Origin of the sequence: Paractinoplanes aksuensis (assembly GCF_024137025.1) — a bacterium.
Classification (GTDB): Bacteria; Actinomycetota; Actinomycetes; order Mycobacteriales; family Micromonosporaceae; genus Actinoplanes; species Actinoplanes aksuensis.
The window spans coordinates 41,611-63,920 of the sequence record NZ_JAMYJR010000040.1; the positions used below are offsets into that span (position 1 = coordinate 41,611).

Here is a 22,310-nt window from a genome sequence, read left to right on the forward strand (position 1 = left end):
GTGGGGAGGCGCGCTACGCCGGGGCGCAGGTGACCGGGGACGGGACGGGGTTGGCGCTGCCGCTGAGGCTCCCGAGGAAGCCGAAGGTGGTGCTCGCGCCCGCGGCCAGGGCGCCGTTCCAGGAGGCGTTGCGCACGCTGACCGCGGTGCCGGTCTGCGTGTGGGTGCCGCCCCACAACTGGGAGATGGTCTGTCCGCCGCCGTAGGTCCAGCCGACGGTCCATGCGCTGGTCGGGGCGGTGCCGGTGTTCTTGACGGTCACTTCGCCCTGGAAACCCCCACCCCAGGAGCCAGTGATTTTGTACGTGGCCTCGCAGCCACCCGATGGCGGCGGAGTCGTAGGAGCTGGGGTCGTGGGAGCGGGAGTCGTAGGAGCGGGCGTGGTGGGAGCGGGCGTGGTGGGAGCGGGCGTGGTGGGAGCGGGCGTGGTGGGCGCCGGAGTGGTCGGTGTCGGCGTGGTCGGCGTGTTGACCGGATCGGCGTACAAGATCCCGCGGCCGTTGGTGCCCAGGTAGACCCGGCCGTAGATGCGGGGATCGCCGGCCAGGGCGTCGCCCGCGTTGCCGTACTGATGGGCGTTGTCGTTGATCCGGACCCAGCTCGCGCCGCTGTCGGTGGAGCGGAACACGCCGGTGACCCCGTCGACCGTGCCGACCAGGAACACCGTCGGGCGCGTGGACCCCGGCGCCGCCTTGCCGAACGCCACGTTGATACCCGCAGTGACCGACGCGATCTTCGTGAAGGACGCTCCGGAGTCGGTGGACCGCAACAGCCCGCTCTCCCCCGCGAACCAGACCTCACCCTGCGCACCCGGCACAGCCTTGAAGTGCAGCCGTCCCGCAGTCGGCAGGGCAGCGGCCGAAGCCGTGAAGGAGGCGCCGCCGTCCGTGGACGTGTAGAACTTCCCCGCCGCGTACGCGTAGAAGGTCTTGGGGTTGACCCGGTCCGACTCGACGACCGCCCCGGCCGGCACCCCGCTCGACGCCGCCCACGAACTACCGCGCGTGGTCGAGTAGTGCACCCCCGCGCCGACCGGCGACCAGACCATCGAACCCGCGTCGGCGCCGACCGCGATCGTGCCGCCGCCGGTGACCCCGCCCGGCTCCTGCCCCTGGTACCAGTTCTTGCCGCCGTCCGACGAGATGCCGATGTGCGGGGCCGCGTCCGCGTTGCCGACCCGGGCGAACACGAGCGGGTTGAGCTCCGCGAAGTCGAGCGACGTGTTGCTGCCCAGCGCCGGCGTGTCGTGGAAGCTGGGCTGCACCGTGTCGAGCGATGCGTGATGGAAGCCCCCGATGTCGCCCAGCGCGCTCACCAGCGGCGCCCCCGACGGCGGGCTGGCCAGGTCGAGCACCGCCGTCTCCTCGAGCCCCTTGGCGTACGGCTTGATGGTGAAGGTGGTGTTGCTGTCCCAGTTCGTCAGCTGAGTCGTGCCGTAGATCGTCGCGCCCGTGCCGTAGAGCATCCGGTTCGAGTTGAACGGGTCGATCTCGAGCGACTCGTTCATCCAGCCCAGCTTGGGCGTCGACTCCGGCGGCTGCGGGTTCGTGTTGAAGTCGAGCCACGGGTTGGCCGAGATGTCCATGGTGTACCGCTTCGAGACCGACGGATAGCTGGTGAAGTCCCAGATGCGGGTCCAGGTGGCGCCGTTGTCGGTGCTGCGGAAGAAGATCGCGTCGGGCCACCACGAGATCTGCGTGGCCACCATGAGCGTGCCCGGTTTCTGCCGGTCGACGGTCAGCCCGGAATAGCCGTAGTAGGGCGACCCCGAAGCCGGCGTCGGCGAGATGTCGGTCCAGACGCCGGTGGTCGTGTCCAACCGCTGCACCTGGCCCGCGCCACCGTCGTACGGACCGCCGGTGTCGCTGGTCGCGATGAACAGGTAGTTGCCCGAGATCACGCCCTTGTGCGCGAGGTAGCCGGTGGGCTGGTTCGGGATGCGCTGCCAGGTCGCGCCGTCGTCGAGCGAGCGGTAGACCGGGTTCTCCTTGTCGGCCACGCCCACGTAGATCTGGTTCGCCGCCCCGAAGGTGACCCAGGTCAGGCCCTGGTTCTGGTTCAGGTAGCCGTTGGCGTCGTCCGGGTCGGCCACGTAGTTGCCGGCGTTCGGGAAGTTCGTCACCTCGGCCCAGGTAGCGCCGTAGTCGGTGCTGCGCCACAGCCCGTTTCCGCCCTCCGCGGCGAAATAGACCTTCCGGTTGTCGTTCGGGTCGACGGCCAGCCGCTCACCCATGCCCCGGCCGGGCATGTTGCCGCCGTTCTTGAACGGCAGCACCGTGGTCTGCCAGGTGTTTCCCTTGTCCGAGGAGCGCAGGATCGCCCCGTTGTTGGGGTCCCAGCTGTTCGTGTACATGCCGACCGCGGCGTACACCCGGTTGGTCTCGACCGGGTCGGGCGCGATGCTCAGCACGCCGTTGTAACCCCAGTTGTCCTGCCCGACCCAGTCCAGCAGCGGCGTCCAGCTCTGCCCGCTCTCGTTCCAGCGGTAGGCGCCGCCGATGTCGGTCCGGGCGTAGATCAGGTTGCGCTCGCCGGGGTTGAAGACGACGCCCGGCACGAAGCCCCCGCCGTCGATGCGGACGTTCTTCCAGACGTACGGGTCGGCCGCCGCCGCCGACGCCCCGAGCGGGCGCCCGAGGGCGACGGCGGCCGCACTGAGCAGCACGGCCGTGACGACCGCGAGAATGGTGGACCGACGCATCCGAGAGCCTTCCATCGATGAGCTTCCACATGGGAGCGCTCCCAGCAGCGTCCAGTCCGCGACATCGTCCTGTCAAGCCCTGGAAACCAGGAGTTGACAATCGTGCATATCCTGGCCTCCCGGCGGTCCAAGATCACGCCGTGGGAGGGTTGACCGCCGCCGGACGGGGCAAACCGTGCCGGGTATTCGGGTTTCTCAATAGCTAAATGAAACAGAACAACGGGCGGCAACTCTAAGGAATGAACCGATAACGGTACGTCAGGGATTTGCGCGACGTTTTTCTACGCTGTGTATCATCTGGCCGTGATTACGGGAGCGGGCTCGCCTCCCCCAGCGGAGCCCGCAGCGGAGGAGCATTTGATGAAGGTTTGTGTTGTCGGCACGGGCTACGTCGGTCTCACCACCGGGGTGAGCCTGGCCTTCCTGGGACACGAGGTGACCTGCGTCGACCTCGATCAGGAGAAGGTCGACATGCTGCGGGGCGGGCGCTGCCCGATCTACGAGCCCGGCATGGAGGAACTGCTGGCCGAGGCCGCGCAGCACCTGACCTTCACCACCAGCTACGCCGAGGGCATCCCCGGCGCCGACGTCGTCTTCGTCGCCGTCCAGACCCCGTCGGCCGCCGACGGCAGCCCCGACCTGCGCTACCTGCGCTCGGCCGCCGAGAGCGTGGCCCAGAATCTCGACCACGACTTCACCGTCGTGGTCAACAAGTCGACCGTTCCGATCGGCAGCGGCAACTGGGTCGACGCGATTCTGCGCGATTCGTTCGCGGTGCGCGCCGACAAGCCCGAGAACTGCGAATTCTCGGTCGCGTCGAATCCGGAGTTCCTGCGCGAGGGCAACGCGATCCACGACACGTTGTTCCCCGACCGCATCGTCATCGGCTCGGACAACCCGCGCGCCCTCGAGGTCCTCAACCACCTCTACCGGCCGCTGATCAACCAGACCTTCACCCCGCCGTCGTTCCAGCCCCGGCCGGACGACACCACGGCCGTCCCGCTGGTGTCGACCGACCTCGCCTCGGCCGAGCTGATCAAGTACGCGGCCAACGCGTTCCTGGCCCTGAAGATCAGCTACGTGAACGAGATCGGCCAGCTGGCCGGCAAGGTCGGCGCCGACATCACCGAGGTGGCCCGGGGCATCGGCCTCGACCAGCGCATCGGCTCGCGCTTCCTCGAGCCCGGCGTCGGCTGGGGCGGCTCCTGCTTCGGCAAGGACACCAAGGCCCTGATCGCGACCGCGTCCGAGTACAAGTACGACATGCCGATCGTCCAGGCCGCGCGCGACGTCAACCAGCGCCAGCGCGAGATCGCGGTCGAGCGGCTGCAGAGCGAGCTGCGCATCCTCAAGGGCCGCAAGATCGGGCTGCTCGGGGTGGCCTTCAAGCCCAACACCGACGACCTGCGCGACTCCCCCGCCCTCGACATCGCGAGCCTGCTCGTGGCCCGCGGGGCCCGGGTCAAGCTGCACGACCCGATCGCCGGCGACCGCTTCCGCCGCGAATACCCGGAAATGGCCCCGCACCTGAGCGACACGCTCGACGGCGTCTTCGACGACTGCGACGCCATCGTTCTCGTGACCAAATGGGCGCAATATCTCGAACTCGACTGGGGCAAGTTCGTCGGCCTCATGCGCACGCCGATCGTGCTCGACGGCCGCAACGTGCTCGACCAGGAGCGCATGGAGCGCCTGGGCTACAAGTACATCGCGATGGCGGGCTGACGCTCCCGCATCAACCGATCAGACCACCCCGCCTCGGAGATTCGTCGATTTCCGGGGCGGGGTGATCTGTCTGAGGCTAGGGTCCAGATGAGGCGCTTTTCGCGGCCTGACCAGGAGCTCCACCTTAACCGGTTAAGGTCACCGGAGCAGCGACGCCGTATCGTTACCGAGTCGATCAAGCGGAAATCATTGCGCAACGTGGCGGTTACCTCTTGACTGTGATCCAAGTAGCGCTTCGGACGGCGACGTCTCCGGACGTCGGAAGCGCGATTTGACATAGGGAGCGGTATGTTCGGTCAACCTACGAGCCCGCGCATTCGGGCCGCGCTCGCCGGAACGCTGAGCGCGGGGCTGGTCTTCGGCCTCGCGGCTTGCGGTGGCGGCGACGACGACAGTGCGAGCACCGACGCCTCGGCATCGGCCATCGACTGTGCGCCATACACCAAGTTCGGCGACATCAAAGGCAAGACGGTCACGATCTACACGGGCATCGTGACCCCTGAGGACACTCCGCACATCGAGAGCTACAAGCCTTTCGAGACGTGCACCGGCGCCACCATCAAGTACGAGGGCGACAAGTCGTTCGAGACCCAGGTCCTCGTGCGGGCCCGCGCCGGCAACCCGCCGGACCTCGCGATCGTGCCCCAGCCGGGTCTGGTCAAGCAGCTGGTCTCGACCGGCAAGGCCGTGGCCGCCCCGACCGAGGTCTCGGACAACGTCGACAAGAACTGGGACAAGGCCTGGAAGGCCTACACCACGATCGACGGCAAGTTCTACGGCGCCCCGCTCGGCGCGAGCGTGAAGTCCCTGGTGTGGTACTCGCCGGCGGAGTTCAAGGAGAAGGGCTACACGGTTCCGACCACGCTGGACGAGCTCAAGGCGCTCAGCGACAAGATCGCGGCCGACGGCAACAAGCCGTGGTGCGCCGGTATCGCCAGTGGTGACGCCACCGGCTGGCCGGTCACCGACTGGGTCGAGGACATGGTCCTGCGCACCAGCTCGCCCGAGACCTACGACAAGTGGGTCAGCCACGAGATCCCGTTCAACGCCCCCGAGGTCGCGGCGGCGTTCGACGCGGCCGGTGGCTACCTGAAGAACGACGCGTACGTCAACGGTGGCCTCGGCGACGTCAAGAGCATCGCGACCACGACGTTCCAGGACGCCGGTCTGAAGATCCTCGAGGGCCAGTGCTCGCTGCACCGGCAGGCCAGCTTCTACGCGGCCAACTTCGAGAAGGGCACCAAGGTGGCCGAGGACGGCGACGTCTTCGCGTTCTACCTGCCCGGCAAGGACGCCAACAGCAAGCCGGTGCTCGGCGCGGGTGAGTTCGTGGTGGCCTTCGCCGACCGCCCCGAGGTCAAGGCGTTCCAGACCTACCTGTCCTCGGACGTGTGGGCCAACACCAAGGCCAAGCTCTCCTCGGGCTGGGTGACCGCGAACAAGGGTCTGGACCAGGCCAACCTGACCAACCCGATCGACAAGCTCGCGGGTGGCATCCTGCTCGACCCGAACGCGACCTTCCGCTTCGACGGCTCCGACATGATGCCGGCCGCCGTGGGCTCGGACGCGTTCTGGAAGCAGTCGACCGCGTGGATCACCGGTCAGGACACCAAGACGACGGTGGACAACATCGAAAAGGCTTGGCCGAAGTAGTCACACAGCACTTTCGGGGCCGGTCGGAAATTATTTCCGACCGGCCCCAAACCTCTCTTCACTCCAGCGCACAAGGAGGTCCGGGTCGCGTGTTCAACACCGCCTCCACCACCCCCGAAAAAATCCTGCAGATGTTCGCGGCCCTGCTGCTGTTCGCCGCGGTCATGGGCGTCATTCTTTTCATCGCCGGTCGATTCGGCGGCAAGCGCGGCGACAAGGTCGTCGCATACCTTTACCTCCTGCCGGCCGTCCTGCTGCTCACGGTCGGTCTCGTCTATCCGGGCCTCCGCACGATCTACCAGTCGTTCTTCGACGCCGCGGGCAGCTCCTTCATCGGCTTCGACAACTACAGCACCATCTTCAGCGACAAGGACCAGCTCACCGTCCTGCGGAACACGGTGTTCTGGGTCGTCGTGACGCCGTTCGTGGCCACCGCGATCGGCCTCGTCTACGCGATCCTGGTCGACAAGTCGCGGTTCGAGTCGGTCGCCAAGGCGCTGATCTTCCTGCCCATGTCGATCTCGTTCGTCGCGGCCGGCGTGATCTGGAAGTTCGTCTACGAGTACCGCCCCGACCAGGGCAACGTGAAGCAGATCGGCCTGGTCAACCAGCTGATCGTCTGGCTCGGCGGTAAGCCGATCCAGCTGCTGATCGAGACGCCGCTCAACACGTTCCTGCTCATCATCGTGATGATCTGGATCCAGGCCGGCTTCGCCATGACGATCCTGTCGGCGGCCATCAAGGCCATCCCGGACGACATCATCGAGGCCGCCCGCCTCGACGGCGTCAACGCGTGGAGCATGTTCCGCAAGATCACGCTGCCGAGCGTGCAGCCGACCGTCGTGGTCGTGCTGACCACGATCGGCATCGGCACGTTGAAGGTCTTCGACATCGTCCGCACCATGACCGGCGGCAACTTCGAGACCAGCGTCATCGCCAACGAGTTCTACCGGCAGACGTTCAACGCCGACAACCAGGGCCTGGGCGCTGCTCTCGCGGTGCTGCTGTTCGTCCTGGTCATCCCGATCGTCATCTACAACATCCGCTCGCTGCGTCGTTCGGAGGCATCATGAGCACCGCGACTCCGGTAACGACCCCGCCCCTCAAAGCCGACAAGATCGGCGCGGCCGGCATCGCCAAGAAGCGGCTCAGCTCCCCCTGGGCCTCCATCGCGGCGATCGTCATCGCGGTCCTGTGGACCCTGCCGACCTTCGGTCTGCTGGTGTCCTCGTTCCGCCCCGAGCGGGCCATCAAGACGACCGGCTGGTGGACGTTCTTCAGCGACCCGACGACCACGTTCGAGAACTACAGCAAGGTCTTCGGCGAGGAGGGCGGCGTCAACCTGGCCGCGTTCTTCGTCAACTCGCTGATCATCTGCATCCCGTCGGTGCTGATCCCGATGTCGATCGCCGCCCTGTCGGCGTACGCGTTCGCCTGGATCAAGTTCCCGGGCCGGAACATCCTGTTCCTGGTGATCTTCGCCCTGCAGATCGTCCCGCTCCAGGTCACGCTGATCCCGCTCCTCAAGATCTTCGTGAGCATCGACATCACCGGCACGTTCTGGACGCTGTGGCTGTCGCACGCGACGTTCGCCCTGCCGCTGGCGATCTACCTGCTGCACAACTTCATGAGGGAGATCCCGTCCGGCCTGATCGAGGCCGCCCGCGTCGACGGCGCCGGCCACGTCTCGATCTTCTTCAAGGTCATGCTGCCGCTGCTCACCCCCGCCCTGGCGGCCTTCGGCATCTTTCAGTTCCTCTGGGTCTGGAACGACCTGCTGGTCGCCCTGGTCTTCGCCGGCGGCGGTGACGAGGTCGCCCCGATCACCCTGCAGCTGGCCAACCTGAGCGGCACCCGAGGCACCGCCTGGCACCTGCTGTCGGCCGGCGCGTTCGTCTCGATCATCGTCCCGGTGACGGTGTTCCTGCTCCTGCAGCGCTACTTCGTCCGCGGCCTGCTCGCGGGCAGCGTCAAGGGCTAGCCACCCGCTCTCACCCCGAGGGGCCGCGTCCACGTCCGGACGCGGCCCCTCACCATTCCCGCTCAGCGCCCTTGCCGGAGCGTGGCCACGACGATCATCACCAGCCCGGGCAGATAGACCAGCCCGACCGACGCGATGCTGAAGAGCACGAATCCGCCGAGCAGCGCGATGCACCCCCACACCAGAATCCGCTGCCCCCGCGCGAACAACGCCAGCACACTGAGCAGAACCGGAACGGCGAGGAGCACGACCACACCCCCACCCTCCTGCCCGAGCAGATCAGCCGGAGGCACCAGCAGCACGATGCTCACCGCGATCGCATAGAGCGCCGCCGCCCCGAACCAGAACCCCGCCGAAGCCCGCGTGGGCCGGGCGCTCTCCACATCCATGCCCACATTCACGCACACGTCGACTGGCAGTTCCCTGCCGACCCGGCATGATCAAAAGATGGCCCTCGAAGACACCTACCGCGCATACCTGCAGGCCCTCAACGAACGCCGCCTCGACGACCTGGCCGAGTTCGTCCACGACAGCCTGACCTATAACGACGAACCGCTGACCCGCGAGCAGTACGCCGCAATGATCGCCCCCGACCTGACCGCCGCCCCCGATCTCTACTACGACGCGACAATCCTCGTCGCCACCGACACGCAAATCGCCTGCCGCATCCAGTTCGACGTCACCCCGCAAAGCGAGTTCCTAGGCTTCCCCGCCACCGGCACCCGTCTGGTCTTCGCCGAACACGTCTTCTACGACTTCACCGACAACCGCATCAAGGCCGTCACGTCCCTCATCGACCGCTGGGCCGTCCACCAGCAGCTCGGCCGTTAGGGTCCGCTCACCATTCGGGCGGGCTGCGGCGAGGCTCGGATTCCCCCTGGCAGCGTCCCGCGCAGGTCCGCTCACAACAATTCCTACGGGCCACCACCGGACGAGATCTGGACCGCACCTCGCACCCACCCCGGTCAGGGAACGGGGCCCCTAAGCGACGTCGGGGCGGGTCATAAGAGGCGAGCGCAGGTGCAGTTCCAGGTCAGGGCGGGTCAGCGGCTCGGTGTTCCAAGTGGTCGTGGCCGTGTCACCGTCCACGACGAGGCGTACGCGGTGGGGTGAGGTTATGACGTAGAGATCGGCCACGAACGTGTCGCCCTGCCAGGCGCCGGCCGCGACCACAGGGCGGCCGAGGGGCGAGCTCTCCCGCCATTCGCCGTAACCGACCTCGAGGGAAATCGCCGACCCAAGTTGCAGGCGCCACCCACAGTTCACGGATGTGAGTGACACTTGGGTGCCGTCAGGGAGCGGCGAACTGTCGGCGGAACCGCCATCAGCGTGAGAATGCGGCTGCGGAGCGTTCAGCCTTACGCGGGCTGAGCGTCCCGGATCCGCAGTGCCGGGCACCGGGGGCAGGGACAACCGTCGGAGACGGGCCGCGAGGATTTCGTCGTCCTCGGGGCTGTCGCTGTGGTTCAGGCCGGGGAGCAGACAGTCCCAGATCGCGTCGAACATGGACTGCTCGTCGGTCATGGCGCCGGTCAGGACGATCACCAGGTCGTGGTCGGGGACGACGATGCACTGCTGACCGTTGGCGCCGTTGCCGAAGTACCCGTGACGGGACATCCAGAACTGATACCCGTACCCCTGAAGGAATTCGGCACCACCGCCGCCGACCTCCGCCGGGAGGGTCTCGGCCTGTTTGCGAGTTGCCCGTCGCACCCAGTCCTGCGGCACGAGTTGACGGTCGCCCCAACGGCCCTCGCATCGCAGCAGTTCGCCGAACGCGGCGACGGCCTCGGTCGTCAGGTGCAGGCCGTGGAAGCCGAAGGCGGCGCCGCCGGCCACCCGGTCCCACTCGGCGTGGTCGATGCCCATCGGCGCGAACAGGCGCTCGTCGAGAAACTCGGGCAAGCCACGGCCGGTCACCCTTTCCACCATCCGGGCCAGGACGTACGTGGTGGCGTTGTCGTAGGCGTGCCGGGCCCCCGGGGCGTCCGGGAACGGCACCCGCAGGAAGCCCTTCGTCAGATCGTCCGGTTCCAGCTGCCAGGCCTCGGGCAGGCTGTCGGTGCGGTGCCCGCTCGTCATCGACAGCAGGTGGTGCACGGTGACCTGGCGGGCCCGCTCCGAGGCGTCCGGCGGCACGTGGCCGGGCAGCACGTCGACGACCTTGTCGTCCAACGTGAGCCGGCCGTCGGCGATCGCCAGCCCCACCGCGATCGAGGTGAACGACTTGGTCAGCGAGTACAGCAGGTGCGGGCGGCTGGACGAGTACGGCGCCCACCAGCCCTCGGCCACGACCCGGCCCCGGCGGACGATCATGAGCGAGTGGCACTCGACGGTCAGCGCGTCCAGCAACGCGCCGATCGCCCGGGACGAGACCCCGGAGGCGGCCGGCGTCGACCGGGGCAGCACCTCAGGGTTTGCGGGCGACCGCGCCGTAGACCGACACGTGCTCGGCCGGGGGCGGGGTCACGCCCGGGTCGGGACGCCACTCGCTGACCACGGTCAGGCCGGGCTCGAGCAGCTCGAGGCCGTTGTCGTCGAGCAAGCGGGTGATCTGCGAGCCCGAGCGGCCCTCGAAGCTGCCCGTGCCGCGCACCTGGCCGCTGGTCAGGGCGGCCGCGATCTCGGGCGGCAGGAAGTCGGCCGTGGCGTGGGTGAGGGCCAGGAAGCTGCCCGGCGGCAGCGCCCCGAGCAGGGTGGCGATGGCCTCGTCGGCCTGCTTGTCGTCGTGCACGAAGTGCAGCACGGCGATCAGCATCACCGCGACCGGGCGGCTCAGGTCGAGGGTGGCGGCCAGATCGGGATTCGCGAGGATGCTCTCGGGGTTTTCCAGGTCGGCCGAGATGTACGCCGTGCGGCCCTCGGGGGCGCTGGTCAGCAGCGCGCGGGCGTGGGTGAGCACCAGCGGGTCGTTGTCGACGTAGACGACCCGGCTCGCGGGGTCGATGCGCTGCGCCACCTGGTGGGTGTTGTCGGCCGTGGGCAGGCCGGTGCCGATGTCGAGGAACTGGCGGATGCCGTGTTGCTCGGCGAGCACGCGGACCGCGCGCTGCAGGAAGCGCCGATTCTCGACCGCGGCCGTACGGATGTGGGGAAAGACGGCCTCGATGGCGTCGGCCGATTCGCGGTCGGCGGCGAAGTTGTCCTTGCCGCCCAGCCAGTAGTTGTAGCGCCGGGCCGGATGAGCAGTCGACGAGTCGACTGTGGAGCTGACGTCGTCTGCCACGCCCCTGACCATACCGGTTGACGGCGGCCCGCGAGCACCCGTTCGCTACCGTGACATCGATGCTCGTCATCAAGCTGCTGATGATCGCCGTGGGGGCGCAGTTCGTCACCACGCGGCGTGGATGTTCCGGGAGCGCCGGGTCGAGCCACCCCGGATCACCGAGTGGACGGCCTTCCCGAACGGCCAGTCACGGCGTACGGGAAGGCCGTGGATCTGGTGCGGAGGAGCGTGGTGCCTGCTCGTGGTCGGGGTCTGCGTCCATCTCAACGTGCTCATCTTCCTGGGTGACACCCGGGGTGCGGCCATCGTGCTGACTCCGGCCGCCGTGGTGGTCTCGGGCCCGGCGTACGTCATGGGCCTGAATCTGCGCCGGCACGGGCGCCGCCACCTGGCCCGGGTGCTCGACTCGCCGGGTGCGGTGGGCGACGAGCCGTTCGTGCTGTATCTGCGCAGCTTCGTCGACGACGCCCGGCTCGACGTGCCGCAGGAAAGGCCGTCGATGCCCGCGCTGACCAAGTTCCTCATCGCGGGTCGCAGCGAGGAAGAGCAAATTGCCCGAGCCGTACGCCGGATCGGGCGCCTCGTCGCGGTCGGTGAGCCCGGCGAGCGCCTCCCCTACGCCGGCGCCGACCGGGTCCATCTGCCGCTCGACGACTGGCAGGAACCGGTCAGCGACCTGATCGGCCGCGCTCGCCTGGTGGTGCTGTCGGCCGGTACGAGCAAGGGCACGCTGTGGGAGTTGCAGGAGTGCATGCGCCTGCTGCCCCCGAAGCGGCTGGTCGTGCTGGTGCCGCTCGAGTCCGAGGCCATGCGGATCGGCCGCGCCCCGTTCTTCCGCGACATGGTCCACGTGGCGCTGAAGTACGCGCTCGCGCCGAGCGCCGACCGGCTCAGTCGCGGAGGTTAGTGGGGTCGAGCGTGGTCTCCTCGTGCCGGACGTTGCGGTTGTAGAAGTAGGTGACCAGCCACAGCAGCACGCCGATGACCAGCAGGATGCCGGCGATGCGGTAGTCGGCGGCGTCCCGGCCCGAGAGCGGGCTGGCCAGGTAGGCGCAGGCCACCGCGCCGATCACCGGGATGACCGTGGGCGCCTTGAAGTGGTCGTGGTCGACGGGGTCGCGGCGCAGCACCAGGACGGCGATGTTGACCACGGTGAAGACGCAGAGCAACAGCAGCGACGTGGTGCCGCCCAGCGCGGTCAGGTCGGCGAACCAGATCAGCCCGAACGCGATGAGCGTGGTGAAGACGATGCCGACCCACGGCGTACGGCGGCCGGGGTGGACCTTGCCCAGGACCCGCGGCAGCACCCGCTCGTTGGCCATGCCGTAGAGCAACCGGCTCGCCATCAGCATGTTGATCAGGGCTGAGTTGGCCACGGCAAACATCGTGATGAACGCGAAGATCCACAGCGGGAAGCCCGCCGCGCCCGCCTCGACCACCTTGAGCAGTGGCGCATCGCCCTCGCCGAGCTCCTCGGGCGCGACCAGGGCGACCGACGAGATCGAGACCAGCACGTAGATGACCCCGGTGATGCAGAGCCCGGTCAGCATGACCTTGGGGAAGATGCGTACAGGATCCTTGGTCTCCTCGGCCATGTTGACCGAGTCCTCGAAGCCGACCATGGCGAAGAAGGCCAGCGCCGTGGCCGCGGTGACCGAGAAGAACGCGGACTCGCCCTCGGCCGCCGTGAAGTCGGTGAGCCGGGACAGGTCGCCGTTGCCCCCGCCCAGCGCCCAGGCGCCGATGCAGATGACGATCAGCAGACCGGTCAGCTCGACGCAGGTCAGCAACACGTTGAGCTTGACGCTCTCGCCGACCCCGCGGAAGTTGATCAGCCCGACCAGCAGCATGAACCCGAGCGCGATGGCAGTCAGCGCGGCCCCGTCGCCCAGCGACAGGTCGAACGCCTCGTCGAAGTTCGACGCGAACGCCTTGGACGCGCTGGACGCGCTGGTCAGGCCCGAGCACATGACCGCGAAGGTGACGATGAACGTCAGGAAGTGGATCCCGAACGCCTTGTGCGTGTAGAGCGCGGCCCCGGCCGCCCGCGGATACTTCGTGACCAGCTCGAGGTAACTGAACGCGGTCAGCAGCGCGACGACGAACGCGCACAGGAACGGCAGCCAGACCGCCCCGCCGACCTCGGCCGCGACCCGTCCGGTGAGCGCGTAGACGCCCGTGCCGAGAATGTCGCCGACCACGAACAGCAGCAGCAGGCCCGGGCCCATGACCCGCTTGAGCGCGGGTTGTTCGTTCGTTGTGACGTCCGCCATATTTGCCAGGTTGGTCTACAACGGCGGATCTGTCGAGTCAGAACTATCGACGAGTCGCGATCAGCCGGTAACGTCAGGTGATGCGCATCGTCGTCGCCGCCAAGCCCGAAGCCGACCAGCCGTGGCTCGCCGACGCGGTGATCGGCCTGGCCAAACAGACCGGGGCCACCGTCGCCGTCGTCGCCGCCGACGAGGTCGAGCTCGAACGGCTGGCCGCCGTGCCGCGCAAGGTCTTCGCCGACAACGCGTACGCGTCGGCCGCCAGTATCGCCCGCCGCCTGGCCGAGGCCGGGATCGAGGCCAGCGTGACCGTGCTGTCGGGCCGCCCGGTGCCGGCCGTGCTCGACTTCTCGCGCCAGCACAACGCCGACCTGATCGTGGTCGGCTCGAGCACCCGACCCAAGGTGGCCGAGCGGCTGCTGGGCAGCGTGCCGCTCGACCTGATCAAACAGTCACCGAAGCCGGTGCTGGTGATCACCCATCCGGGCCACCCCGCCTAATTCACGACGCAACTCGTCCCGTCCGGCCCTTCGCCGATCTTGGTGGGCTCGTCGCCCGTGTCATTGCCCTCGAACAGATCGCACAACGAGATCCCCTCGCCGACCAGCTGGACCCCGTCAATCGTGAGCCGGTCGCCCAGGTTGACGTTGATCCCGGCCAGCGTGTCACCGGGCGCGGTGGCCGTGATGTTCTCCATCCGCACGGTCCGGGCCGCCTGCGTCGAACAGTTACCGCACGACCGATACAACTTCCCGAAGTCCGACACCTCGAAGTCACGGATCGTCACCGACCCGCCCGCACCCCGATTGTCCTGGAACACCTTGTCGTCGGCCGCGGTCGCGCTACCGCCCTCGATGACGACAGTTGCGTTCGTCCCGCGGAACGTGCCCGCGTCCTCGCCGACGTCCTCCCAGTGCACGTTGCTGAGCGTGCAACTGCCCGAACAATGCACCCCGTCAGCGGCCGGGCTCCCGAGGATGACGTTCCGCAGGGTGGCCCCCGCCGCCAGCTGGAACAGCGGATCCTGCCCCTCGTCCTGGCCACCGTCACCGAGATCGCCGCCACCGACGAACCGCTGGTTCTCCCCGTCGAACACCCCGGAGACCTCGATCGTCGCGGTCACCACCTGCTCCCCGGTGGCCGGCGGAACCGCCGCCGACGAGATGTTGGCGAAGACCACAGCGGCCCCCGTCCCGACGACCGCAACCGCCACAGCGGCCATTCTTTTCCGCATACCAGTCATGACTGGCCTTCCACTATCAAGCCCCCACAGCCGACAGTTGTCGCACAGAGGTACGCATCCCCCCACCCATCGGATCAAGGTCAAGAGCAGGATGTCGTAGCTGAGTGGGTGGTACAGACCGCAACTCACGTCGAGGGCCCGGGCGAGTTCCGCCGGCCGCTGACGCGTCCAGAACGCGAAACCCACCCGGGCGACCTGCGTGCGTGGTCACCCTCAAAATCAGTGCTGACGGCCGAGCTGTCCCCGCCTACGCCGGCCGGCACGGCGGCGTACTGAACCCACTACGTCGCGGCGCTCGGCGGTGGCATCGTGCGCGACCTGGTGATCGGCGCCGTGCCGCCGCTGGCCTTCGCCGACTGGCGCTACGCGGTCACGGCGGTCGCCGCCTCGCTCGCCGGCCGGCGGGATTCGAGCCAGCGGAGCAGATGAAGGGCTTGGGAACGCTGCATGGCCCGCAAGTGCGGGATGTCGGGAAGGTCGGGCCGGCGGCCGTCGCGCCAGGCCCGGCCGGCCAAGCCGGCCAGGGCCACGTTCACGTGATCGTCCGGGGTACCGGCCCACGGCGAGCGCCGCCACAACGCCTCCGGGTCGTGGCCGTCGGCGGCAAGATCGGGCCCCAACCGGACGAGATCCATCCAGCCGGGCGCGCTCCACAGGGCGTCCAGTCCACGATGCGGAGCCGCCCGTCCGGTTCCCGGATGAAGTTGTCGCGGCGAAGATCCACGTGGTGAAGCGCGTCGCCCCGCAGTAGCACGGTGAGCCACCGGCTCTCGAGCTCGGCCAACACCCCGAGCGGAACGCTCACCGGCAGAGACAACCCCCGCACGTGCTCGACCGACGCCGCGCGCCGCCCGACCCCGGCGGAACGAAACGGAGCGTCTCGCGCTCGGTCGCGAAGACGAGACGTATCGTCTCGCGGGCGAGCGCCGGGACGAGGCGTATCGTCTCGCGAGCGATTGGCGAGACGGGACGTTTCGTCTTGGGCGTGGGTGTCGGACGGCCACGTTTCGGCTCGGGCGGGCTTCGGCGGTGGCGACGGGGTGGAGTCGTCGTGGGCCAGGCTCTGCCATGTGCCGAGGAGCGGGACGAAGGCTTCCGCATAAGGGGATGTGCCGGGGATCGGGGACGGCGAGTCAGCGGCAACGGTGGCGACATCACCGGAGAGCCACCGCGTCACGGCCCACGACCATGGGTAACCGAAAGCAGGCTGACCCACAGCAACCGGAACCGGAACCGCCAACGGCAGGTGGGGCGCAAGCTGAGGCAACCACTCCGCCTCGACCCGAGCCTGATCGATCGCGCCCTCGTGCCGGGGCAACCGCACCGAGAGCTCGTCGCCGAGCCGGTAAATCACATGGTCGGAGCCGGCCGGGTCGACCAGCCGCAGCGGCCGGTTCGACCACTGCGGGAACTGCGCGTCCACGAGCCGCCGCACCAGCCCGCTGTCGATTCGCATCGGCCCACCTGTCGAAGTGTTTATCCGCTCGTACGGCTGAAGTTCGGCCCACCCGTCTCGACGCCGGGCTCCGCGCCTTGGAACCTGTTCGGACCAGCGTCGGAAGCATCGAGGAGTCACATTGAAGCGCAGCCCGGCCGCCGCCGCAGCAGTTTTTCTCGTCGGCCTGACCAGCGGTTGCGGCTTCCTCGACCAGGTGGTCAACCGAACGCCCGTCCCCCCGGAGTCGAGCGCGGCCCGCAGCGGCTTCGGCTCGGTCAGGAGCGAGGGCGAAATTCCCGATCCCTGTACGCTGCTCGACCGCACCGAGGTGGCCGAGCTCACCGGCCGGGCCGTCACCCAGGTCGACCACGACGACGCGGCCCCCGGCGACTCGACCCGTTTCTGTCAGTGGCAGCAGACCGACGGCCAGCTCGCGGTCTTCCTCTCGCGCACGACGGCGGACGATTTCGACACCGCGGTCGCCGAGGCCGAGCCCCTGGGCGACGCGTACTGGCTGAACAGCCACCTCTACCAGCTCTCCGGCACGGTCCAGATCGACGTCTACACCCACGGAGCCGACGAACCCGAGAACAAGGTCACCGCCGCCAAGGTCGCCGGAACGGTCCTCCCCCGCGTCTAGCGCCATGCCACACTGCCGGATGTGAGACGTACGGTGATCGCGGGGGTGTCCGCCGTAGTCGTGGCGGCGTTGGTGTTCAGCGTGCTGCACTTGCGCCGCGACAACGAATGGGCCCACGGCGGCGACGACGTGCGGGTCACGGTCGACACCGAGGTGGCGTCGCAGTCGACGTTCGCCGCGACGATCGAACGCCTCGGCGCCCCCGCCGACCGGTCCACCATGCGGGTCACCGCGGGCCAGGTCGTCGTGGTGCGGGTGAGCTGGACGGGCGCCTCCGGCACCGGGAGCTTCCAGGTGGTCGCCCTCGACAACCGCGTCACACCCCCACGCCTCCTGCCCGCCGACGGCGGCTGGGCCTCCGACGGCGAGACGGGCTCGAACTGGGCCGGCGCGTACGAGGTCCTGGCCGACAAGTACGACTGGCTGGCCGACGCGGCGACGCCGGCCCGCGACACCGCAGCCGTCGGCGCCCCCGCCACCGCGGCCGGGTCGGTCACCGCCTGGTTCCGTCCGACCAGCGAGAACGCCCTCCCTTTCCAGGACGCCGACAGGGACATCGTCGTCGCCCTGATCAAGGTCGACGACAGCGGCGACGTCCGCTGGGCCCGGCAGATCTCCGGTCAGCGCCCGACCACTTCGAACAGGTAGTCGAGCCCGCCCCCCTCTGCCGTGATCCGGCCGTCCAACGCCGTGACGCCGGTCAGCGGATGCTCGAAGCGGATGGCGGCGATCAGTGTGCCGCGGGCCGGGTCCCAGACGCGGGCGATGGCATCGGCGCCGACCGAGCAGAGGAGACCCTCGCTGGTGGCCGCCAGACCGGAGACCTGGCCCGAAGGTGTTGCCAGTGTGTGGAGTCGCCGCCCGGTTGACTGGTCCCAGATATGCACCGCGGAGTGCTCGGCCAGGGCCAGCCACGTGCCGTCGGCTGCGGCCGCCACCGACGTCCGCTCAAGTTCCTCGGGAATCGTCCGGAGCTGACCGTCGAATGCCCTGAGCGGCGCCTCCGTGTCGTCGTCCCACAACCGGACGACGTGGTCGTCCCCAAACGAGATCAATCGCCACTCGTCACCAGGTCCGGGAATGGTGGCGACGATCCTCGTGCACTCCTCGCCGAAGGCGAGCAGCGAGTTCCACCAGGTGTTCATCGACCGATCGGACATCGACAACAACGCGGCACGAGGAAACTTCTGCCAGGTTGTCGGCCGTCTGAGGAGGCCCTCGGAAGCCGGCACGGGAGGAAAGTCTCCCTCCCACGCCGGGTTGTCACGGCCGACGTCGTCGCCTCGCTCGCCGACGACGGCCGGATCCCACACTCGGATCGCGCGGCCGGGTGACGCACTGGCAAGCCAGCCTCCGTCGCCCGACGCCACGAGCCCGGTCACATCACCGGCGTGGCCGGTCAGCAGATTTCGCCTGCTCCAGTCCGCCGTGTTCCACACGATCACGCTCTCGCCCTCTGTCGCCGCCAGCCACGTGCCATCGGGCCCGAACAACAAGCCGCCTGATCCGCCGAACACGACCAGCTCGGCGACGATCCGACCGTCCCTGAGGTCAGCCACGGAGATCAGGTTGTCGCCCCGCACCGCCAGCCAACGACCGTCGGCCGCGACCGCCAGCTCGATCTGCGGACCGGGTGGCTCATGGCAGTCGCCGATGGTTCGCGGCGTCCAGTCCTCGCAGTCCCAGATCTCGATCCTGCCGTCGGTGGAGGCCGTCGCGATCCAGTCCCCGGTCGGCGCGACGGCGACCGCGACATCCTCGTGCCATGACGGGCTGCCGAGCTGCCGGCCCGTGCCCGTTCGCAGGTCCCAGACCGACACTGCCGCTCGCGCCGGGACGGTCCCGCTCCGGGTCAGCAGCCCGATCCACCGCCCGCGCGGATCGAGTAGCAACGACGGGCAACGGGCTCTCCCGGGGAGAGGCGGACCGTCGGCCGAGCCCGGTTGAGCAAGGGCGAACCTGGCCGCCCCGGTACCGGCGTCCCAGATCCACGGCACCCTGTCCCGGGTGCCCGACGCGACCAGCCAAGTCCCGTCCGAGGCGACCGCCAGCGCGGCGATCCGGCCCGTAGCACCCTCGAACGGGCCGCGGCGGGCCCCTGTTCGCGTGTCCAGGATCCACACCGAGCCGTCGGCGCATCCGGCGGCGAGCCACGTGCTGTCGGGGGCGACCGCGAGTTCCCGCACATCGCCTGGGGTGTCCCGCAGGGTCGCGATGATCCCACCGGTGATCGGGTCGCGCAGCCGGATCGTGCCGTCGTCGGCCGCGAAGGCGATCCATCCTCCGTCCGGCGCCACCGCCGTCGCCGCCGACGGTGCCAGACCGGGCAGCACTCGGATCAGCGCCGGGTGGGGCCGGTCCGCCAAGGGCTCGAAAGGCCGCAGGTAGACGTCACCGGCCGCCGCCCACAGGCTGTCGCGCAACCGATCCAGGCCGACCCCGGGGGCTATGCGCGACGCCAGCGTGGCGGCCAGCCATTTGGGTGAGTCCATCGGCGTCAGGACATGGGCGTTCTGGCGGACCGCTGTGGCCAGGGCCCGACGGTCGGCCAGGGACAGGTCGGCCTCGAGCGCCGCCGCGCCGACGTACTGCAGCTTGCCGATCAGCCACTCCGGATCGTCGAGAAGGGCCTCCAGTTCGTCGCGCAGGCCTGCGCCCCGCAGATGCGCGGCCAGCCATACCCACAGGTACCGCTCCTCGGCGGGCAGCGCCGCCCACCCTTTCGGAGTGAGCGACCGATGGGCGTCGACGACGGCCCGGTCGAGCTCGGCCCGCCGGTCGGCGGTACGGTGGCGCAGGTAGGCGCGGACGACGTCGTGCAACAGGGCCTCGTCCGGGTCGCGGCGGTAGGCGGCCAGCAGGCTCAGCTTGTGCAGACGGGCCAGGAAGCGCCGGCTGCGAAAAACAGCCCAGCGGCCGGTGTGCGCCCAGAGCCGGGCCACGACCTCACCGGGGATGGTGACGTCCTCGCCGAACACGGCCAGCTCCAGGTAGCGCAGGCGTTCGTCCTCGGTCAGGCGGCGCAGGCCGGCTTCGATGGTGCCGGCGACGGCCTGGCTGCGCGAGTTCTCGTCGCCCACGTCGAGCACGGTGATGCCGTCGGCCCGCAGCGCCCGCAGGATCTCGGTCAGCTCGCGGGCCGGCTCGCCGCCGGCCTCCACTCCCTCGTCGACGGCCCCGGCCAGCAGGGCCAGAAGCACCGGCCAGCGGCCCGTCGCCGCGAGGGCCTCGTCGACGAGGGCGGCGGGCAGACCGGCGCCGAGCATGCGCCGGGCCTCGTCCGCGGCCATCTGGTCGACCGGCACCTGGTCCGTGACGGGTGGCAGCACGTCGCGCTGGCGGGTCGTGAAGAGCCGCACCGTGCGGGCGCCGCCGAGCAGGAACGGATCCACCTGCTCGGACGTCCAGACGTCGTCGATCACCAGCAGCACCTGGCGGTCGGCCAAGGCCCGGCCCAGGGACGCGCCGGCGGCCAGCGGATCGGTGACCTCGGGCGCGGCCGGATCGAACAACCGGGCCGCCGAGGTGATCGTCGCGGCCAGCTCGGGGCCGGACGCGTCCTCACCGACGGTGATCCAGGCGACCCCGCCGGGGAAGTCGTCGCGGACGCGGTGGGCGACCATGCGGGCCAGCGTGGTCTTGCCGAAGCCGCCCGCGCCGACCAGGCCCGTGGTCACGCCGACGGTTCCGGCGCCGGGGGCCAGTACGGCCTCGACCAGCGCATCCGTGAGTGCCGGCCGGGCCACCTCGCTGCCGCGCAGCGGGGGCACCGACCACACGGGTACGACGTGGCGGCGTTCCAGTTCGATCAGAGCTTGGTAGACGCGGGTCTCCAGGGAGGACGGATCGGTGAACTTGGCCGCGGTAAGGTCACTGTCGGTCACCCGGTCGCGGAAGGACTGCTGTCTCGGCTCGGCCGGGACGTCGAGCAGGAAGGCCAGCCGCGGGAGGCCGGCCCGGCCCGCGGTGAGGAACTCGAGCTCGGTGTACGACACCTCGGGACGGTCGCGGACCGAGGAGCCGTAGCGGGACCCGGCGATCAGCACGTAGACGTCGGCGGACTCGACGGCGGCCATGCAGACCTCGGACGGACGGCTGTCGACGGCGGCGAAGTAGCGCATGTCGACCGGGATGTGGCCGGCCCGGGTAACCGCCTCCTTCGCCGCATGCACGAAGGGTTCCAGCTCGGACGTATGGGAGAGGAACACACGCCACGGCCGGGCCTTACTCGCAGTCACGGCAGCCAGCATGCCAGCGCGCGGCGGCAGTCCGAAATGGTCACTGTCGGCTTCCGGTCAGGAGCGGGGTGTGCGTCGACGGGATGGGGCAGTCTTCACGGCGGGAAAGTTGAAAGCAACACCAAACGCGGAAATTGGCCGGTCGGGTGACGGGATGGGACCGATCGCGGTCGATGCGGGTGGATCAGTCCGGTCACTTATCCATAACAGCGGATATGCAGAAGGTGACCGGCGCGATTAGGTGGATCTCGCTCGGGGACATCGAGCTACATAAGAGGCGAAGGGATCATCCCGGTGGTTGACGCAGTGATTTACGTGCGGCCGGAGAACTACAGCGCGAGCGCTGCCCGGTGCCTCGACTACTGCTCCGCCCGTCGCTACAACGTGGTCGGTCTGATCCCGGGTGACTGGGCCGCCGCCATGCGCATGCTGAACGAGGGCAAGGCGTCCGTCGTCGTGGTGTCGTCGGCCGAGCACCTGGAGCCGCAGCCGGGTGTCGAGATCGCGCCCAAGCCGTCGTCGCGCCGCCGGGCCGGGGCCCGCGCGGTGGCCAACGCCGCCCGCAGCCGCTGGTCGACCGGCACGCCGACGACGGCCGAGCCGGCCGCTGCGCGCCACTACCGTTACTGACCCGCCGGAAGGCCTGCACAGCGGCGGCAGCGTCACTACCATCCGTGAGATGAGTGATCCTGTCGGCGAACTCGACGCACGATTCAGCGACCCCACGGCCACGGCCCGCCCCTGGTCCGATGTGGACAACACACTGTCGTACGCGAAAATCTTCTGGCTTTCGACGGTGCGCAACGATCAGCGCCCGCACGTGACGCCGCTCCCGGCCGTGTGGGCGTACGGTGCCCTGCATTTCTGCACCGGCGCGGGCGAGCAGAAGGGCAAGAACCTCGAGCGCAACCCGCACGTCGCCCTGACCACGGGCACCGCCGAGCAGCACGCGGGGCTGGACGTGGTGGTCGAGGGCGTCGCGGAGCGGGTGACCGACGCCTCGCGCCTGACCGAACTGGCCGGCCTGTGGAAGGACCGCCACGACTGGGACTTCACCGTCCAGGGCGACGTCTTCGTGCAGGAGGGCGAGCACGAGGCCCTGGTCTTCGCGGTCCGCCCGGTCAAGGTCCTCGCCTTCGGCAAGGGTGAGCCGTTCTCCCAGACCCGCTTCCGCTTCGCCTGAGACCGGCGT

Annotated in this window: 20 protein-coding genes and 1 pseudogene; 12 read left to right on the plus strand and 9 right to left on the minus strand. The window is 69.0% G+C overall.

The window, feature by feature from the left end:
* Positions 1-13 precede the first annotated feature (13 nt).
* Positions 14-2,701: a cellulose binding domain-containing protein gene (locus tag M1L60_RS35140; RefSeq protein ID WP_253241865.1), complete on the minus strand. Its 2,688-nt coding sequence runs from the start codon at positions 2,699-2,701 to the stop codon at positions 14-16.
* Between the two features lie 360 nt (positions 2,702-3,061).
* On the opposite strand from M1L60_RS35140, the gene M1L60_RS35145 reads away from it, so the two are divergent.
* From M1L60_RS35145 to M1L60_RS35160, 4 genes are all read left to right on the plus strand, one after another.
* Positions 3,062-4,426 carry a UDP-glucose dehydrogenase family protein gene (locus M1L60_RS35145; protein ID WP_253241866.1) on the plus strand — a complete coding sequence of 455 codons (1,365 nt, stop codon included), beginning with the start codon at positions 3,062-3,064 and terminating at the stop codon, positions 4,424-4,426.
* 288 nt (positions 4,427-4,714) lie between these two features.
* The gene (locus M1L60_RS35150; protein ID WP_253241867.1) at positions 4,715-6,079 is read left to right on the plus strand and encodes an ABC transporter substrate-binding protein; all 1,365 of its coding nucleotides are present in this window, start codon (positions 4,715-4,717) and stop codon (positions 6,077-6,079) included.
* A 131-nt stretch (positions 6,080-6,210) separates the two neighbouring features.
* On the plus strand, positions 6,211-7,152 hold the full coding sequence (locus tag M1L60_RS35155; RefSeq protein ID WP_256517821.1) for a carbohydrate ABC transporter permease: 942 nt from the start codon (positions 6,211-6,213) through the stop codon (positions 7,150-7,152).
* Complete coding sequence (locus tag M1L60_RS35160) at positions 7,149-8,060, plus strand: carbohydrate ABC transporter permease (RefSeq protein ID WP_253241869.1); 912 nt, start codon at positions 7,149-7,151, stop codon at positions 8,058-8,060. Before M1L60_RS35155 ends, M1L60_RS35160 begins: the two co-directional genes overlap by 4 nt.
* A gap of 62 nt (positions 8,061-8,122) precedes the next feature.
* Here M1L60_RS35160 and M1L60_RS35165 read toward each other — a convergent pair whose 3' ends face one another.
* Entirely contained in the window at positions 8,123-8,449 is a 327-nt protein-coding gene (locus M1L60_RS35165; RefSeq protein ID WP_253241870.1) for a hypothetical protein, read from the minus strand.
* Between the two features lie 58 nt (positions 8,450-8,507).
* Here M1L60_RS35165 and M1L60_RS35170 point away from each other — a divergent pair, with 58 nt between their 5' ends.
* Positions 8,508-8,891 carry an ester cyclase gene (locus M1L60_RS35170; protein ID WP_253241871.1) on the plus strand — a complete coding sequence of 128 codons (384 nt, stop codon included), beginning with the start codon at positions 8,508-8,510 and terminating at the stop codon, positions 8,889-8,891.
* 150 nt (positions 8,892-9,041) lie between these two features.
* Here M1L60_RS35170 and M1L60_RS35175 read toward each other — a convergent pair whose 3' ends face one another.
* Both M1L60_RS35175 and M1L60_RS35180 read right to left on the minus strand, forming a co-directional pair.
* A complete protein-coding gene (locus tag M1L60_RS35175) occupies positions 9,042-10,469 on the minus strand; it encodes a serine hydrolase domain-containing protein (protein WP_253241872.1) in 1,428 nt (475 codons plus the stop codon).
* 1 nt (position 10,470) lies between these two features.
* Positions 10,471-11,298, minus strand: a complete 828-nt coding sequence (locus M1L60_RS35180) for an SAM-dependent methyltransferase (protein ID WP_438862190.1) — start codon at positions 11,296-11,298, stop codon at positions 10,471-10,473.
* Between the two features lie 109 nt (positions 11,299-11,407).
* Between M1L60_RS35180 and M1L60_RS35185 the strand changes: the two genes are divergently transcribed.
* A complete protein-coding gene (locus M1L60_RS35185) occupies positions 11,408-12,193 on the plus strand; it encodes a hypothetical protein (RefSeq protein WP_253241874.1) in 786 nt (261 codons plus the stop codon).
* On the opposite strand, the gene M1L60_RS35190 is transcribed toward M1L60_RS35185, so the two are convergent.
* The gene (locus tag M1L60_RS35190; RefSeq protein ID WP_253241875.1) at positions 12,177-13,559 is read right to left on the minus strand and encodes an APC family permease; all 1,383 of its coding nucleotides are present in this window, start codon (positions 13,557-13,559) and stop codon (positions 12,177-12,179) included. The two genes, M1L60_RS35185 and M1L60_RS35190, sit on opposite strands and share 17 nt — an antisense overlap.
* 80 nt (positions 13,560-13,639) lie before the next feature.
* On the opposite strand from M1L60_RS35190, the gene M1L60_RS35195 reads away from it, so the two are divergent.
* Positions 13,640-14,059, plus strand: a complete 420-nt coding sequence (locus M1L60_RS35195) for a universal stress protein (RefSeq protein WP_253241876.1) — start codon at positions 13,640-13,642, stop codon at positions 14,057-14,059.
* On the opposite strand, the gene M1L60_RS35200 is transcribed toward M1L60_RS35195, so the two are convergent.
* Positions 14,056-14,781 carry a pectate lyase gene (locus M1L60_RS35200; protein WP_253241877.1) on the minus strand — a complete coding sequence of 242 codons (726 nt, stop codon included), beginning with the start codon at positions 14,779-14,781 and terminating at the stop codon, positions 14,056-14,058. The two genes, M1L60_RS35195 and M1L60_RS35200, sit on opposite strands and share 4 nt — an antisense overlap.
* 303 nt (positions 14,782-15,084) lie before the next feature.
* Between M1L60_RS35200 and M1L60_RS35205 the strand changes: the two are divergent.
* A pseudogene (locus M1L60_RS35205) lies at positions 15,085-15,198 on the plus strand (TRIC cation channel family protein); the annotation flags it as partial.
* Here M1L60_RS35205 and M1L60_RS35210 read toward each other — a convergent pair.
* Together M1L60_RS35210 and M1L60_RS48390 are read right to left on the minus strand one after the other, a co-directional pair.
* The gene (locus M1L60_RS35210; protein WP_253241878.1) at positions 15,165-15,437 is read right to left on the minus strand and encodes a hypothetical protein; all 273 of its coding nucleotides are present in this window, start codon (positions 15,435-15,437) and stop codon (positions 15,165-15,167) included. The pseudogene M1L60_RS35205 and the gene M1L60_RS35210 overlap by 34 nt on opposite strands.
* Complete coding sequence (locus M1L60_RS48390; protein WP_369077254.1) at positions 15,335-16,258, minus strand: phosphotransferase; 924 nt, start codon at positions 16,256-16,258, stop codon at positions 15,335-15,337. The genes M1L60_RS35210 and M1L60_RS48390 overlap by 103 nt, the downstream gene beginning before the upstream one ends.
* Before the next feature lie 121 nt (positions 16,259-16,379).
* On the opposite strand from M1L60_RS48390, the gene M1L60_RS35215 reads away from it, so the two are divergent.
* Positions 16,380-16,880 (plus strand): DUF3558 domain-containing protein, encoded by a 501-nt coding sequence (locus M1L60_RS35215; RefSeq protein ID WP_253241879.1) that lies wholly within the window; start codon positions 16,380-16,382, stop codon positions 16,878-16,880.
* 21 nt (positions 16,881-16,901) lie between these two features.
* Positions 16,902-17,528, plus strand: a complete 627-nt coding sequence (locus M1L60_RS35220; protein ID WP_253241880.1) for a hypothetical protein — start codon at positions 16,902-16,904, stop codon at positions 17,526-17,528.
* On the opposite strand, the gene M1L60_RS35225 is transcribed toward M1L60_RS35220, so the two are convergent.
* Complete coding sequence (locus M1L60_RS35225; protein ID WP_253241881.1) at positions 17,501-21,118, minus strand: DUF4062 domain-containing protein; 3,618 nt, start codon at positions 21,116-21,118, stop codon at positions 17,501-17,503. The genes M1L60_RS35220 and M1L60_RS35225 overlap by 28 nt on opposite strands.
* Before the next feature lie 294 nt (positions 21,119-21,412).
* On the opposite strand from M1L60_RS35225, the gene M1L60_RS35230 reads away from it, so the two are divergent.
* Both M1L60_RS35230 and M1L60_RS35235 read left to right on the plus strand, forming a co-directional pair.
* Positions 21,413-21,748: a hypothetical protein gene (locus M1L60_RS35230; RefSeq protein ID WP_253241882.1), complete on the plus strand. Its 336-nt coding sequence runs from the start codon at positions 21,413-21,415 to the stop codon at positions 21,746-21,748.
* Between the two features lie 49 nt (positions 21,749-21,797).
* Complete coding sequence (locus M1L60_RS35235; RefSeq protein WP_253241883.1) at positions 21,798-22,301, plus strand: pyridoxamine 5'-phosphate oxidase family protein; 504 nt, start codon at positions 21,798-21,800, stop codon at positions 22,299-22,301.
* Positions 22,302-22,310 lie beyond the last annotated feature (9 nt).